Here is a 15,383-nt window from a genome sequence, read left to right on the forward strand (position 1 = left end):
TAATAAAAATAAAATGAAATGTCAATAGATAAAGTGCCTTTTTACGCCATTTTCATCATTTTTCCACCCTTTTTTTACCAAAACTATTAACTTTAAGTAAATTTTAATGTTTTTAAAGGCGGAAATTATTTTTTTTCCTCTAATTCCTATTCTCTTAATTGTTTCACCATTTTTGCCAATTAAAATTTCCTTATGAGAGTTTGTGTCGGTGATAATCTGGGCATAAATTGAGATTAAATTTGGCTTTTCTATCACTTTTTCGATTAAAACATCGCTCGAATACGGCACCTCGCTATTAGTATTTTCGAAAATAGATTGCAGGATAAATTCGCGGTAAATGTCTTTTTCGTTTGTAGTGCTTAAAATTTCAGGATCGTAAAAATACTCATGCTCGGGCAAAAATTTGCAAATTTCGTCCAAAATTTGGCGTTTGTAGATATTTTTTTTGATACTAACTGGAATTATGGCTTCAAATTTATCTTGAAATTTTTGATATTCGAGCAGTTTTTTAACGATTTTTTCGTCATTTACTTCGTCGATTTTAGTCAAAATCACGATATGTTTGGCAGTGGGATTTAGCTCGACAAATTTCGCGTAGTTTTCCACGCTATCATGCACAGGCGCTAAAAACAGCGTCAAATCGCCGTCCCCAATGGCTTTGAGCGCCACTTCGACCATAAGCTTATTCATCAGCTTCTCGCTCTCGTGAAGTCCTGGGGTATCAACAAAGATGATTTGATCATCTCCATGCATAACTATACCGTTGATTTTACGGCGTGTGGCGTTGATTTTGTGCGAGACAAGCGAAATTTGCTCACCCAAAAGATAGTTTAAAAACGAGCTTTTCCCAGCGTTCGTGCGTCCGATAAGTGTAACAAATCCGCTTTTCATTGAAATTTCCCGCAAAATTTAAAGAATATATTTTGCCAAATCGTCGTTACTTACGATTACGCCTAGCTTTTCGCTGACTAAATTTTCATCAATCACGACCTTTTCGCCACTATGCTCATCGGCTTCGAAGCTGATATCTTCTAGCACCTTTTCCATTATGGTATGAAGCCGTCTAGCGCCGATATCTTCGACCTGCGCGTTTGCCTGAGCGGCGTATTTGGCAAGTGCTTTTATGCCACTTTCGCTAAATTCTAACTCCACGCCCTCAGTTGCTAAAAGCGCGCAGTATTGTTTAAGAAGCGAATTTTTTGGCTTGGTTAAAATTTCGTAAAGCGCGTTTTCATCTAAGCTTTCAAGCTCCACGCGAAGCGGAAATCTGCCTTGAAGCTCTGGGATCAAATCGCTTGGTTTGCTTATGTGAAACGCCCCAGCCGCGATAAATAAAATGTGGTCGGTGTCTAAATTGCCAAATTTCGTGCTCACGCTCGATCCCTCCACAATCGGAAGCAAATCGCGCTGAACGCCCTCTTTGCTCGGATCTTGGCGCGAGCCGTTAGAGCTAACGGCTACCTTATCAATCTCATCGATAAAGATAATGCCCTCTTCCCTAGCCCGTCTCATCGCCTCTGCCTTGACGCTTTCCATATCCAAAATTTTCTCGCTAGCTTCGTTTTTAAGGGCGACTTTGGCGTCTTTGATTTTGAGCTCTTTTTTTGTTTTTTTCGTCGCTATGCCGATGACTTTAATGAAATTCTCTTGCATATTTGCCATTTCTGGCGGTAAATTTGAGTTTGATTCTAGGGTATTTTCGCTGATTTCGATTTCGATTAATTTCTCGTCCAAACTCCCGCTAAGCAGTTTTTCACGCATTTTTTCGTAGCTTTTGGCATACTCTGCGTTTTTCTCTTCACTAGCCCCGCGAGGCAATGGCGGCATAAGCTTTTCTAAAATTTTTTGCTCGATATACTCGTCGATTTTGTCTTTGTTTTTTTCGAATTCTTCATTTCTGACTAAATTTACAGCCGCAGCAGCCAAATCTCGCACCATAGACTCCACATCTCGCCCTACAAAGCCCACTTCTGTGTATTTGCTAGCCTCCACTTTGATAAATGGCAAACCAAACATTTTTGATAATCTTCGCGCGATTTCTGTTTTTCCCACGCCAGTAGAGCCTATCATAAGGATATTTTTTGGGGTAACCTCGCCCCTCATATCATCGCTTAGCCTCATACGGCGATAGCGATTGCGAAGTGCGACTGCTATCGTGCGTTTGGCGTCCTTTTGTCCGATTACATAATCATCTAAATTTTTAACAATTTCCTTTGGTGTCATCATCTATTTATCGTCCCAGATTGCGTAAGTTTTAATGTTTTCGTTTGTGTAAATGCAAATTTCACCAGCTATTTTCAGGCTCTCTTTTACCAAATCCTCTTCGCTTAAAATTCCAAACCTATCCAATGCCCTAGCTGCGCTTAGTGCGTAGTTTCCGCCACTTCCAATGGCCGCTAGGCGACCGTCGTCTGGCTCGACGACATCGCCCGTGCCACTTAGCAAAAATATATTTTTTCTATCCACTACAAGCATCATGGCTTCGAGTTTGCGTAGATATTTATCCTTGCGCCACTCTTTGCTAAATTCCACCACAGCTTTCAAAAGTTCGCCCTTTGCGTTATCAAGGCATTTTTCAAACATATCAAAGAGATTAAACGCATCGGCTGTGCTTCCTGCAAATCCAGCTAGCACGCTTCCGTCTTTGCCTATTTTGCGAATTTTAGTCGCATTGCCTTTGAGGACAGTATTACCAAATGTAACTTGCCCGTCTCCGCCGATAACCGAGCCACTTTTGCCTTTGTAAGCTAAAATCGTAGTTGCTTCAAACATTACTCTGCTACCACATCTATTTCAAATTTTGCCACAATACCGTGTTTAAATTTCGCCGAAACATCGTAAATTCCAACACTTTTTATATTTTCGACTTCCAAGACTTTTTTATCTATATCGAAATTCTTTTGCTCTTTTAGCGCAGTTGCAATCTCTTCTTTTGTAACTGAGCCAAAAAGTGCGCCATTTGTGCCTGCTTGTTTTGCGATTTTTAATCGGATATTTTTTAACGACTCTTTAAGCTCGGTAGTTTTGTCGATTTCTTCTTTTTCTAGCTCAGCTTCTTTTCGTTTGCCAGCTTCGTATTTGCGCAAAACCTCGTTAGTCGCAGCTAGTGCAAAACCCTTTCCTATCAAAAAATTATTTCCATATCCGTCTTTTACTTCTTTGATTTCACCGGCTTTTCCTAGCCCTTTGACATCTTTTATAAGTAAAACTTTCATTAAATTTCCTTTTAAATTTTAAAATTTTCGACCGCTTTTTCCTGCGATGATAAATCTAAGCGCATTTAGCTTGATAAAGCCGTCTGCGTCTTTTTGGTTAAATACAGCGTCTTCTTCAAATGTGCTAAATTCGACATTAAACAAGCTATCTTTGCTCTCTCTTCCTCTTACGATGACATTTCCTTTGTATAGCTCTATGCGAACTGTGCCATTTACGCACTCTTGTGATTTGTCGATTAGGCTTTGAAGCATGATTCGCTCTGGGCTAAACCAAAAGCCATTGTAGATTAGCTCAGCGTATTTTGGCATAAGCTCGTCTTTTAGGTGCGCTGCGCCACGATCTAGCGTAAGGCTCTCTATCGCGCGGTGAGCTTTGAGAAGGATTGTGCCGCCTGGGGTTTCATAGCAACCTCTACTTTTCATACCGACATAGCGATTTTCGACTAGATCAAGTCTGCCGATACCGTGTTTAGCGCCGAGATTGTTTAATTCGTGTAAAATTTCATGCGCTTTTAGTTTTTTGCCATTTAGCGCGATTGGATCGCCGTTAGCATACTCGATTTCGATGATTTCGCTCTCATCTGGTGCATTTTTTGGATCTGTTGTCCATCTCCACATATCGTCCTCTGGTGCGTGGTTTGGATCTTCTAGCACCAAACCCTCATAAGAGATATGTAGCAAATTTGCGTCCATTGAATATGGTGATTTGCCTGGTTTTTTGGTGATATCAATACCGTGTTTGCTAGCGTAAGCTAAAAGCTTTTCGCGGCTGTTTAAATCCCACTCGCGCCATGGAGCAATGACTTTGATATCAGGTTGCAATGCATACGCACCAAGCTCGAAGCGAACTTGATCGTTTCCTTTGCCAGTAGCGCCGTGGCTTACAGCGTCTGCGCCTGTTTTTTGCGCGATTTCGACCATTTTTTTCGCAATTAGCGGTCTAGCGATACTTGTGCCTAGCAAATACTCGCCCTCATAGACTGCATTTGCGCGAAACATAGGGAAAACATACTCTTTTACAAACTCTTCTCTCAAATCTTCGATAAAAATATTTTCTGGTTTAATGCCTAGTTTTAGGGCTTTGTCTTTGATTGGGGCTAGGTCTTCGTTTTGACCGATATCAGCGGTGAAAGTTACCACTTCGCAGCCATAATTATCGCCAAGCCATTTTAAAATAATACTCGTATCAAGTCCGCCAGAATACGCTAGAACTACCTTTTTTACGCTTTTTTGCATAACCACTCCTTTGATTTGAAAATAACGGCAAAGATTTTAGCTAAATTTTGGTTTAAAAGTTCTGAAATTTGCGAAATTTGGGAAATTTGCGAAATTTTAAGGCGTTAAAATAAAAATTAATATCAAATTTGCTAAAATTGATTTTGAAATAAACTTTCAATAAAGGTAGATAATGTTTTCATCATTTTTCAAAAGCAAAAAATGGCGAATTTTGGCGTGGGGCGGTATGCTTTGCATACTAGGTATAAATTTGTTTCAAACCGTTTTAAATGTAAAATTTAACGAGTGGTATCGGACATTTTATGATATGGGTGGCGAGATAGACAAGCACACAATCGATGAATTTTACCAGCAAATTTTGCTTTTTATTTGGATTGCTGTTTGGTTCGTGCTCTCAGTAGTCGCAGAGCGATATATCACGCGTGTATGGGTGCTAAAATGGCGCGAAGCGATGACATTTGCGTATATCGGCTTTTGGCGCAAGGTAGAGCGCGATATCGAGGGTAGCTCGCAGCGTATCCAAGAGGATATTTATCGTTTCACCAAAACGCTCGAAGATGTCGGCATGCGTATCGTCTATGCCTTTATGACACTGTTCGCATTTATACCGATTTTGTGGAATTTAAGCTCAGGGGTCAAAGTACCAATACTCGAAAATATCCCAGGCGGGCTTGTTTGGATTGCGCTAATCGTTAGTATCGGAGGGCTTGGGGTTTCGTGGTTTGTGGGACGCTACCTGCCACGCCTAGAATACAACAACCAAAAGGTCGAAGCAGCCTTTCGAAAAGAGCTAGTATTCGCCGAAGAAGACAAGCAAAACTACGGCAGCGAAGAGAAAATTTACTCGCTTTTTGACAAGCTTAAATTTAACTACCACAAGCTATTTTTGCACTATTTGTATTTCGATGCGTGGCTAAATACATACTCACAAATCCTAGTCATGGTGCCTTACCTCATCATGGGTCCTGGGCTTTTTACCAAGGCAATCACGCTTGGTGTGCTGATCCAAACGGCAAACGCGTTTAATAAAGTGCGCGTGAGTTTTAGCGTATTTACGAATAACTGGACGACAATCACAGAGCTTCGCTCAATCCACATGAGACTTAAAGAATTTGAGGAAAATATCGGGTATAAGCCAAATTTAGAGTAAAAAAAAATAGCGAATTTGGGTGAAATTTACCCAAATTCGCAAAAAGGAGTTCAATGAAAATTTTAAAATTTAACTTCTAAATCTACCCAGAAATTTCGCCCACGACCTACCGCAGTAGTTTCTCTGGTTCTATTTGCGTTAATGTATGGTTTATCAAAGATATTATTTACACCAAAACCAACTGTCGCGCCATCTAAAAAAGGCAAAACTTCGCTTTTTTCTATTTTGTATTCGCCCTTAAAATCAGCAATCGTAAAGTCCTTATCGACATAATGCGTAACTTCACCCGTCCTTGAATTTACACTATAAATACCATCTCCGTAAATTTCAGGCGAAAACCAATGGCTAATTTTTAAATCCAAACTCAAATTCGAAAGTGGTTTGTAACCAAAACTTGCCATAAGTTTATCGGCGTGTCTGCCGTTTGTAATAGGCTCTTTTGTTTTGCTATCATAAATTTTTAGGTGTTCGTAACCTGCGCCAAATTTAAATCCGTTTATTTCATAGTTTGCACTAAGCTCAAAACCATGTCTTTTTGCCTCTTCGACATTTTGATACTGTCCATATTCTTGAAATCCAGTTCCTGCTGGATTAAGCCCACTAATCGGTGGTGTTCCTAAATCTGGTCTTTTTGCAATATTAATCATATCTTCGATTTTTCCGTTAAAATAAACACCTTTGAAGCTAAATTTATCATTATCGCTAAAAATAGTATCATCTGCAAAGCTAAATCCAATTTCATACTCTTTTGCAACCTCTGATTTTAAATCAGGATTTGGTATGTAATAATACATCCTATTTATCGAACCAGCCTGTGAAGTCTCATGTGGAGTTGGCGCTCTAAAACTCTCACTATATCCTGCAAGAAGAGTAAATTTGTCAAAAAAAGTATAGCTTAGCGCAACTCTTGGAGAAAATCTATCATCGCTAAAATCAGCACTGTTTTTACCAACTTTGCGTTTAAATTTATCATATCTTCCCCCAAGAGTTAGCTCTAAATCGCCAATTTGCATAATATCTTGCAAATAAATTCCAAAATCTTGCCATTTATTTGGATGAGAGAAAAAATCCATAGTAGAGACGCCATCGACCGCCATTAAAGCATCCTCTTCTCTGTTTTGATAGTCAAATCCAGTCACAAGATTGTGATTTATAATACCAGTTTCGAAACGCGAAACATTTTTTAAATTTAAGCCCCAACGCTCTTCATCATTATCATACATACTATTCCAAACCCCAGAACCCTCGGTTTCTTCGTAAATTCTATGGTATTTAGACTCTGTTTTGTAGGCTGTCAATTCTAAATCTAACCATGGATTTTGTGGAGTGTAAAAATAGTTAAAAACATAATCTCTTTGCTCTAAATTTCCCTTGACATCTAAACTATCATAATTATTCCAAAGTGTTTGCCAAGTAGTAAGAGCATCTAGTTTGTAGTCAAAAAGGCTGAATTGCAATCTATGATTATCACCTAAATTTGCCCCTACTTTGGCAAATATAGTCCTAATATCCTCATCATCAAACGATTTTTTTGTGGTAGGGTCGTTCGGATCTGCATATTTCGAACCACCATCGGCAAATTTCATATTTCCATGTGAAGCTTTTTTGCCATAAATCAAAATATCTACCGGAATATCTTTTGGCGCAGCATATACGGCAGCTCTACCACTTTTCATATTATTTGATTCTAATCTACCTCCAATCATTGCACCGAATTCTTTGCCCTCACTTAGATAATCCCTAGCGTCTTTTGTGCTCATTTCTACAATTCCGCCAATAGCACCAGAACCATGCAAAATCGAGCTAGCGCCCTTTGTAACCTCAACTCTTTTTAAAATATCGCTATCGGTTCTAAAACTAGAAATATGATTTGAATACAAACTTGGGCTTCTTGGAACGCCATCTTGCTTGATGATAACGCGATTTTCGCTTTGGTATCCAAATCCACGGATTTGAAACTGCCTACCGCTTTCGCGCCCCATTTCCATACCACCATCTACACCTGGAATATCCATAATAGAATCGATAACATTTGATTTTTGTTTCAGCTCTTTTTCGCCAACTACGCCAACCGAACCTGCGTATTTTAAGTTATCGACCTCCGTCAAGGTCGCACTAACGATAATCTCGTCGAATTCAACCGCATTATGCTTAGGAGTTGTTGCGTTGTTTTCGACACCAAAAAGCACACCAGCCACAACGATAGAAAGATAAAAGCTCTTTTTCATGTGGAATTTCCTTTCGTTAAATTTGCATTTAAAAATCGTGGTAAAATTATATTCATTATCAACTTAAAATATATTGAAAATTTTTATCAATAAAATATAATAGCGATTATACTTCGTTTTTATCGAAGTTTTTATAAAATTTTAAGGAAAATTTATTAAAAAATTTTATGAGAATTTATTGTTTTATTTTCGTTTAAAATTTTAAAATTTATGAATTTTATGCTTTATAACAAAATTGATAAAAACAAATTTATAGTAGTAAAATTTTTGATTAATTATAAAATTTTAAATTCGCCTAAATTTCCAAATTTTAAGGCGAATTTGGCTACAATCCCGCCCATGAGAGTCGATAAATTTTTAAATTCAGTAAATATCACAAAAAGGCGTGCTATAAGCGAGGATATGTGCAAAAGTGGCGTAGTCTATATCAACGGCGCAGTGGCAAAGGCTAGCAAAATCCTAAAAATCGGCGATATAATCACCATAAAATTTTTAGAAAAAGATAAAAACTATCAAGTTCTGGGCTTTCCCGCCACCAAAAACACGCCAAAAAGTGAGCAAGAAAAATATGTCAAAGAGCTTTAAACTCTCGCTTGGTGAGAGTGAAATTTCACAAATCGCTGAAATTTTGCCACGCAGTGGAGTGATTTTGCTAAATGGCACGCTAGCAAGCGGCAAAACCACGCTAACAAAGGCTATCGCGCTATCGCATGGCATAGATCCAGCCGCTGTGAGTTCGCCGACATTTTCACTCATGCAAAATTACGGGCAAATTTACCACTACGACCTGTATAACGGCGGTAGCGAGGCGATGATGAACAATGGCTTAATCGAAAATTTATTCGAAGACGGGCTTCATATCATCGAGTGGGCGGACGAAAATTTGATAAAATTTATTGAAAAATATGAGCTGGATTGTTGCGCGGTAAATATCAAGGTCATGGGCGACAAACGCGAATACGAGGTAGTTTATGCATAGATTAGAAGTAAAAGATTTGAAAAAGACTATCAAAGGCACGCCGATAATCAAGGGCGTTTCATTAGAGGTCGAAAACGGCGAAGTCGTGGGCTTGTTAGGTCCAAATGGCGCGGGCAAAACCACGACATTTTATATGATTTGCGGGCTGATTTCTAGCACGAGTGGCGAAATTTTGCTCGATTTTAAGGATATTAGCAATGTCCCGCTTCACAAACGCGCCAAGCTTGGCATCGGATACCTGCCCCAAGAAAGTAGCGTTTTTAAGGATTTAAGCGTGGAAGAAAATTTAATGCTTGCCGCTGAAATCACCTATAAAGACAAAAAAATCGCGTCTGAGAAAGTCGATGAAATGCTAAATCTGCTAAATATCGAGCCTATAAGAGAGCGAAAAGGCGTAAGTCTAAGCGGTGGCGAAAGAAGGCGTTGCGAAATCGCGCGAAGTCTAATGATAACGCCGAAATTTCTCTTGCTTGATGAGCCGTTTGCAGGTGTCGATCCTATCGCTGTTAGCGACATACAAAACATCGTGCGAAGCCTAAAAGAGCTTGACATCGGCATTCTCATCACCGACCACAATGTCCGTGAGACTTTGGCGATTTGCGATAGAGCCTATGTCATAAAAGACGGCGAGTTGCTCACTAGCGGCACAGCAAAACAGGTCGCAAACGACGAAAATGTGCGAAAATACTATCTTGGCGATAATTTTAAATTTGATAGCGAAATCGTAGAGTAAATCGAATAAACTTTAACAAATTTTGGACAAATTTCACCAAATTTAGACCCCAAAATTTTAATAAAATTTGCCAAATTTCAACCTAACGAAATTTGGCAAAAATTCAAAATTTCGCAAAATTATACTTAAAATTTTACGAAATTTTATACATAAAATTTTAATTGAAATTTTACCAACTATACTTCGCGGTTAGTGTTACCTTCGCGCCCTCGCCGTAATAGCACCAGTAGTTACACCCTGCGACATACTCCTTATCAGCGATATTTGTCGCATTTAGACGAAGCGAAAAGTCCTTATACGAATACTCCGCCATAGCGTCAATTAGCGTGTGAGACGGCACACTCACAGCGTCGTGGCGAGGCGATGTCCATGCGCTACTCTCGCTCTTGCTTTTACCCACATAGCGCACACCAGCGCCCATTTTGAGCCCATGTCCGCCTCCTAAATCCATAGAATATACCAAAAATCCAGAGAGCATATCTTTTGGGATTAGTGGCGTTGGCGTCATGTAGTCAAAGCCATCGACATTGATTTTGGCTTCGTTGTAATGCGTGTAAGCGGCGATTAGGTTTAAATTTTCGCTTAAATTCACATTTGCGCCAAGCTCCACGCCCTTAGCTACTTGCTTTCCAGCCTGACTTGAAAAGCTCGAACCGTCGGTGTATGGGACATTTCTCTGCTCTATGTCAAAATACGCTAGACTAAATTCGCCGTCTATGAAGCTTGGCAGATATTTCACACCCGCTTCGTATTGTCTAGCCGTAGCTGGCTTATAAAACTCGCCCGAACTCGTGCGACCGGATTGCGGCATAAAAGACTCGGAGTAGTTGAAATACGGCATAAATCCGCTATCAAATGCGTATAAAATCCCAGCCTGATATGTCGTTTCGTCCGTGTCGTAGCTTTTATCACCATTTAGCGTGGCTTTTGCCTTGTCATGGCGCACTCCAAGGGTCAAATTTAGCTTTTCAAACAGCTCAATTTTATCGTTTAAATAAAACCCAAGCTGACTTTGATCCAAGTCATAATTCGGGTTTGAAAACGACAGCGCCGGATTTGCCGTTAGGCGGGTGCGCACTGGATTATAGACATTTATAGTGCCTACGAAGTAGTTGTAAAAATACTGCCCCCTAGCGCGGATATCTCTGTAATCCACGCCCAAAGTTAGGCGGTTTTTCACACTTCCCCACTCGTCTTCGTAGCTTATGCGATTATCGAATATATGCGAATTCACACTCGCATCGACAAAGAGCAAATCCTGCGCGATATCGGTATCGTTTATCATATTATACTCGACACTTGCGCCGATTTGGTCTTTGTTTTCGCGGTTAAATTTATAGCTTGATTCGAATTTTAGCTTGTCGTTAAAGCTATGCGCTAACTCATATCCAACCGAAATTTGATCGCGCGATAGACTATCATTTAATGCGCCCAAATTCGCACTTGGCGAAATTTTACCCTGCGCGCCAGGTATCATCGTGCCTACATAAGGGAAAAATCCATTACTTCCAGTGCCACTATCATGCGTGAAGCTAGATAGAAGTGTGAGCTGTGTATCATCGCCTAGCAAAAACAATATTGAAGGCGCGATGAAAAAATGCTCGTTCCATGTGTAATTTATATCGCCACGCTTTTTCTCATAATCGCTTACAATGCGAAATTTCACATTTTCGCTAAATTCGTCACTGACATCGAAAAATACCCCACGCAGGTGATTCGAGCCAAATTTCGCGCCGATTTCGCCTTGTGGGGTGAGAGTTGGGCGTTTGGAAACTAGATTTATCACGCCACCAGCGTATGATGAGCCATAAAGTAGCGAGTTTGCGCCCTTTACCACCTCGATACTCTCATATCCGTATAAATCAGGGCTGATACCAAAATATCCGCCTTTATACGCACTTGCGCCGTCCAAACTCACACTAGCTTCAAATCCACGAAGTCTAAGCCAGTCACTAGTATCCAAATCCGCGCCATAAGGCTGTCCGATAAAACCAGCCTCGTATTTGACAGCCTCATCAAGCTGTGTCGCTCCACGCTCTTCGATTGCTTTTTTGCTCTCGATTACAGATGAGCTTCCAGCACTCATGAAATCGACCTTGCCACTACCCTTGCCTACCGAGCCTACCACGGCAATTTCGTCTAAAACCTGCACCTCGTTTGCCGTCTCAGAGACTTCCTGCGCCAAAACAGCCGCCGCACACAAACTAAGCGCAAACGCGCTACCAAAAATTTTTCGCATAAATGCTCCTTTGATTAAAATTTATTAAATTTTTCTTGCAATCCATAAAAAATAAAGGCTTCCGATTATCGTAGCGACCACGCCACAAGGTATTTCGTAAGGAAAAATCAAATTCCTACCCAAAAAATCCGCCACACTCATTATCAAAGCCCCGATTAGCGCACTTGCCATGAGCCCAGCGCCCGTTTTGCGAAAGCCCAAAAATTTCGCCAAATGTGGCGCGATAAGCCCCACAAAACTCACTGGCCCCACGCAAAGTGCGCTAAAAGCCGACAATACGGCGCAAAATACAAACAAAATTGTTTTAAATTTGAAAATATCCACGCCCACGCTACTAGCGCACACATCGCCTAGGCTTAAAATCGTAATTTCTCTTTGAAATCTCATCACCACGCCAAAGCTAATCGCGCAAAGCATCGCCAAAAGCAAAACCTGCGAAAAACTCGCACCGTAGGTGCTTCCAGCGCTGTATGAGATAAAATCATAAATCCTACTATCCCCGCTAAAAAGCAAAATTTTCTCCACCGCGCTCACAAAGGCACTCACCGCAATCGCGCTTAAAATCACGCGCATTGGGATCATGCCACTTCTCGCATTTATCGTCAAAATAAAGCCCAAAACCACCAACGCCCCAAATACGCCAAAAACAAAGCCAAGCGCAGGTGCGAAAAACATCGAAGCAAGCACGCCAAGGCTCACGCCAGAACTAATGCCAAGAAGCTCGGGCGAGGCCATGTCGTTGCGGGTTAGGCTCTGTAAAATATAGCCACAAACAGCCAAAATTCCGCCACAAAACAAGGCTGTGAAAACGCGGTTTATGCGCAGAGCGAAAATTTCGCGTGAAAATTCGCCATAAAAAAGGCAAAACGCCACGAAAACAGCCAAAATTCCGCCAAGAAGTGGCAAATTTAAATACTTTGCCCTTTCGTGAATTTCGTTTTTGGCGCCGTTTCCTGCGTTTGCGTCCTTTGTGGCGCAGTGTATGAGCCACAAAAACATCGGCGCACCCAAAAATGCGCAAATTGCACCCGCAGGAAGCGAAATTTGGGTTAAATTTTGTAGTATTATGAGCCCTGCGTCGCAAATTCCAAGTATCAAAGCCCCCAAAATGGCGCAAAAAATCGCTTTTTTGACAAACGAGCTAAATTTCAGCTGATTTGTGAGATAACTCGCCCCAAGCCCCACAAATGCGATAATCCCGCAATGCGCCACCGCCACAGCGGTAAAATACGCGCCCAGCACAAAGCCTATAATTCGCACCAAAACGACATTTAGCCCAAGCGATTTTGCCGTGCTATCGCCAAGCCCAAAGAGCCAAAACGAACGCGCAAAAGCTAGTGTTACAACTAGGGCTGGAAGCGATAAAATCGCCATTGTGCGCAAATTCGCGTAGCCGTTTTGGGCTAAATCGCCACTTAGCCAAACCGTGATAAAATAGCTTTCATCTTTGAAAAATATCAAAAGTAGCGCGCTTAGTGCGCCAAAGACTAGTCCTATGATTAGACCGCACAGCGTCGCGCTAAATGCGCTAAACTCGCGCGTATTTGTGAGTGCAAACAAAAGCCCAAGTCCGATAAGCGCGCCCACAAACGCACTTAGCGTGGTGCCAAGAGCAGGCGCGAACAGCCCCAAAAAACAGCACCCCAAAGGCGCTCGACGCGCTTACGCCACTGGTGCTATCACTCGCTAATGGATTGTGCGTAATAGCGCAGAGCAAAAGCGATGAAAGCGAAAGCAACGCACCGCAAAGAAGAGCCGTCAAAATGCGTGGCAAGGTGGAATTTAGCACCACGAGGGTGCGAATTTCGCCTAAATTCGCGTGTGCGCCAAGAAGTGAAATGGCGCAGAGTATCGCAAAAATGAGCGTTAAAATTGATAGAGTTTTATTCATTTGCGCTCTTTTGCGAAATTTTAGAATTTGGCGAATTTGATAAATTTGCCAAATTTGGCGAAATTTCTAAATTTTGCGAAATTTTGGAATTTGCCAAATTTGCCTCATTTTTCAAAATTTCACTCAGCAAATTTGCAAATTTTTGCATACTTAGCCACGCACCAGCACTCCACACAGCCTCTATTTGCGCGCGGTTTTGCAAAATTTGCAAATTTTTATAAATCCCATTTGAGGCGATTTGCGAGTTTATATCAACCCTGTTTGGCTCGATTATGACGAGCTTTGCGCCCTGCACCACTTCATAAAGTGCGCTTACATGGGCACTTGCGATACCCCAGAGATTATATGATAAATTACTTGGAGCCAAATTTTGCACTCCAAGCTTTGATAAAACCACGCCATATAGGCTGTTTGCGCCATAAATCCTAATGTGAGCCGCGTCGATAAACTGCACGACTAAAACAGGCGTGGCGAAATTTTCTAGCTCTTTTTTCTTTTTTTCGAAAAATTCGTTGTTTTTGGCAAGTAAAATTTTCGCCCTCTCTTCGCAATCCAAAATTTTCGCCACTTCCAAAACAGCCGCGTTTAGGTTGTCTTCCAAATTTCCGTCTTTATAAACATCGATAATGCGGGTTTTGGCGTATTTTGAAATGGTTTTTTCGTGCCCAGCAAAAAACGATGGCAAAAGCACAAAATCAGGCTTCAAAGCTATTATCATCTCCAAACTCGGCTGGTTTCTAAGCCCCAAATCTAGGGTATTTGCGCCACTACCTAGCCCACCACCCCAGAGCATAAAACTCTGTTTTTCAGCCATCGCAATCGGCTCAACTTCTAAAAACTCCAAAATCTCCGCCACGCTCCAATCCAGCGCGATTATACGCGGTTTAGTATCGCCAAATACTGCGCCAAAAATTAAAAATAAAAAAATAATCGCTCTCATTAAAACATCGCCGTTAATAAATTTGTCTTTGGGTGCGCGATTATATGGGCATTTACGCCGTAAATTTCTTTGATTTTTTCTGCGCTCATAGCCTCGCTAGATGGGCAGTTTAGTATCAGCTCACCGCCTTTTAGTGCGATGATTTTATCGCAGTGCGAACAGGCTAAATTTATGTCGTGAATCACGATGATGATGCATTTGCCAAGCTCTTTTGCCATTTTTTTGATTAGTGCCATGATGCTTAGCTGATGCGCGATATCTAGGGGCGCTAATGGCTCGTCAAGTAGCAAAAAATCGCTTTCTTGCGCGAGTAGCATGGCTAGGAAAATGCGCGATTTCTCGCCACCGCTTAGTGTGGAGACGATTTGGTCTTTGAATTTGAGCGTATTTGTGATTTGCAGGCACTCGGTAGCGATTTTGGTGTCGTTTTCTTTGTCCGTAAAATACCTGCCCCCGTGCGCATATCTGCCCGCCATAACTAGCTCCAAGCCCGTAAGATGCGCGGCGTCTGGTAAAATTTGGGGCAAATAGGCAACACTTTTGGCAAATTCTTTTTTTGCGTAATCTTCGATTTTCTTGCCATTTAGCGAAATTTCGCCACTTTGATTTTTGATTTGTGCGGCTAAAAGTTTGATAAGTGTGGATTTGCCAGAGCCATTGTGCCCTACGAGAGCGTAAAATTCGCCCTTTGCAAACTCTAAATTTATGTTATTTAAAATTTTTTTATTTTGTATTTGGTAATTTAAGTTACTAATTTTTAACACGATGATAA

14 protein-coding genes and 1 pseudogene are annotated in these 15,383 nt (G+C 41.1%); 4 read left to right on the forward strand and 11 right to left on the reverse strand.

All coding sequences use genetic code 11. The annotated features are described in order from the left end of the window. Window positions 1-21: 21 nt before the first annotated feature. Genes era through OFN98_RS03055 form a run of 5 tightly spaced genes read right to left on the reverse strand, consistent with a single transcriptional unit; the run spans window position 22 to window position 4,451 of the window. Entirely contained in the window at window positions 22-891 is an 870-nt protein-coding gene (gene era / locus OFN98_RS03035) for a GTPase Era (RefSeq protein WP_270858761.1), read from the reverse strand. A gap of 18 nt (window positions 892-909) precedes the next feature. Continuing rightward, the gene (gene hslU / locus OFN98_RS03040; RefSeq protein WP_270862436.1) at window positions 910-2,226 is read right to left on the reverse strand and encodes an HslU--HslV peptidase ATPase subunit; all 1,317 of its coding nucleotides are present in this window, start codon (window positions 2,224-2,226) and stop codon (window positions 910-912) included. Further along, window positions 2,227-2,772 carry an ATP-dependent protease subunit HslV gene (gene hslV, locus OFN98_RS03045; RefSeq protein WP_270858759.1) on the reverse strand — a complete coding sequence of 182 codons (546 nt, stop codon included), beginning with the start codon at window positions 2,770-2,772 and terminating at the stop codon, window positions 2,227-2,229. Continuing rightward, a complete protein-coding gene (rplI, locus tag OFN98_RS03050; RefSeq protein ID WP_270874620.1) occupies window positions 2,772-3,215 on the reverse strand; it encodes a 50S ribosomal protein L9 in 444 nt (147 codons plus the stop codon). Before rplI ends, hslV begins: the two co-directional genes overlap by 1 nt. Before the next feature lie 18 nt (window positions 3,216-3,233). Then, entirely contained in the window at window positions 3,234-4,451 is a 1,218-nt protein-coding gene (locus tag OFN98_RS03055) for an argininosuccinate synthase (RefSeq protein ID WP_270874619.1), read from the reverse strand. Between the two features lie 172 nt (window positions 4,452-4,623). Here OFN98_RS03055 and OFN98_RS03060 point away from each other — a divergent pair, with 172 nt between their 5' ends. Continuing rightward, a complete protein-coding gene (locus OFN98_RS03060) occupies window positions 4,624-5,601 on the forward strand; it encodes a putative transporter (RefSeq protein WP_270874618.1) in 978 nt (325 codons plus the stop codon). A gap of 62 nt (window positions 5,602-5,663) precedes the next feature. Here OFN98_RS03060 and OFN98_RS03065 read toward each other — a convergent pair whose 3' ends face one another. Then, window positions 5,664-7,829: a TonB-dependent receptor domain-containing protein gene (locus OFN98_RS03065; protein WP_270874617.1), complete on the reverse strand. Its 2,166-nt coding sequence runs from the start codon at window positions 7,827-7,829 to the stop codon at window positions 5,664-5,666. Between the two features lie 339 nt (window positions 7,830-8,168). Between OFN98_RS03065 and OFN98_RS03070 the strand changes: the two genes are divergently transcribed. Genes OFN98_RS03070 through lptB form a run of 3 tightly spaced genes read left to right on the forward strand, consistent with a single transcriptional unit; the run spans window position 8,169 to window position 9,541 of the window. Continuing rightward, complete coding sequence (locus OFN98_RS03070; protein WP_270859213.1) at window positions 8,169-8,414, forward strand: RNA-binding S4 domain-containing protein; 246 nt, start codon at window positions 8,169-8,171, stop codon at window positions 8,412-8,414. After that, a complete protein-coding gene (gene tsaE / locus OFN98_RS03075; protein ID WP_270874616.1) occupies window positions 8,398-8,808 on the forward strand; it encodes a tRNA (adenosine(37)-N6)-threonylcarbamoyltransferase complex ATPase subunit type 1 TsaE in 411 nt (136 codons plus the stop codon). Before OFN98_RS03070 ends, tsaE begins: the two co-directional genes overlap by 17 nt. After that, window positions 8,801-9,541 (forward strand): LPS export ABC transporter ATP-binding protein, encoded by a 741-nt coding sequence (gene lptB / locus OFN98_RS03080; RefSeq protein WP_270874615.1) that lies wholly within the window; start codon window positions 8,801-8,803, stop codon window positions 9,539-9,541. The genes tsaE and lptB overlap by 8 nt, the downstream gene beginning before the upstream one ends. Before the next feature lie 169 nt (window positions 9,542-9,710). On the opposite strand, the gene OFN98_RS03085 is transcribed toward lptB, so the two are convergent. From OFN98_RS03085 to OFN98_RS03105, 5 genes and pseudogenes are all read right to left on the reverse strand, one after another. Next, the gene (locus tag OFN98_RS03085) at window positions 9,711-11,780 is read right to left on the reverse strand and encodes a TonB-dependent siderophore receptor (RefSeq protein WP_270874614.1); all 2,070 of its coding nucleotides are present in this window, start codon (window positions 11,778-11,780) and stop codon (window positions 9,711-9,713) included. A gap of 24 nt (window positions 11,781-11,804) precedes the next feature. Then, window positions 11,805-12,779, reverse strand: a complete 975-nt coding sequence (locus tag OFN98_RS08000) for an iron chelate uptake ABC transporter family permease subunit (protein WP_333720473.1) — start codon at window positions 12,777-12,779, stop codon at window positions 11,805-11,807. A gap of 42 nt (window positions 12,780-12,821) precedes the next feature. Next, a pseudogene (locus tag OFN98_RS08005) lies at window positions 12,822-13,671 on the reverse strand (iron chelate uptake ABC transporter family permease subunit); the annotation flags it as partial. After that, on the reverse strand, window positions 13,664-14,611 hold the full coding sequence (locus tag OFN98_RS03100) for an ABC transporter substrate-binding protein (RefSeq protein WP_270874611.1): 948 nt from the start codon (window positions 14,609-14,611) through the stop codon (window positions 13,664-13,666). The gene OFN98_RS03100 and the pseudogene OFN98_RS08005, both read right to left, overlap by 8 nt. Continuing rightward, on the reverse strand, window positions 14,611-15,375 hold the full coding sequence (locus OFN98_RS03105; protein WP_270874610.1) for an ABC transporter ATP-binding protein: 765 nt from the start codon (window positions 15,373-15,375) through the stop codon (window positions 14,611-14,613). Before OFN98_RS03105 ends, OFN98_RS03100 begins: the two co-directional genes overlap by 1 nt. Window positions 15,376-15,383: the final 8 nt, after the last annotated feature.

It is taken from the genome of Campylobacter sp. JMF_15 NE4 (assembly GCF_027737645.1).
Taxonomy (GTDB): Bacteria; Campylobacterota; Campylobacteria; order Campylobacterales; family Campylobacteraceae; genus Campylobacter_B.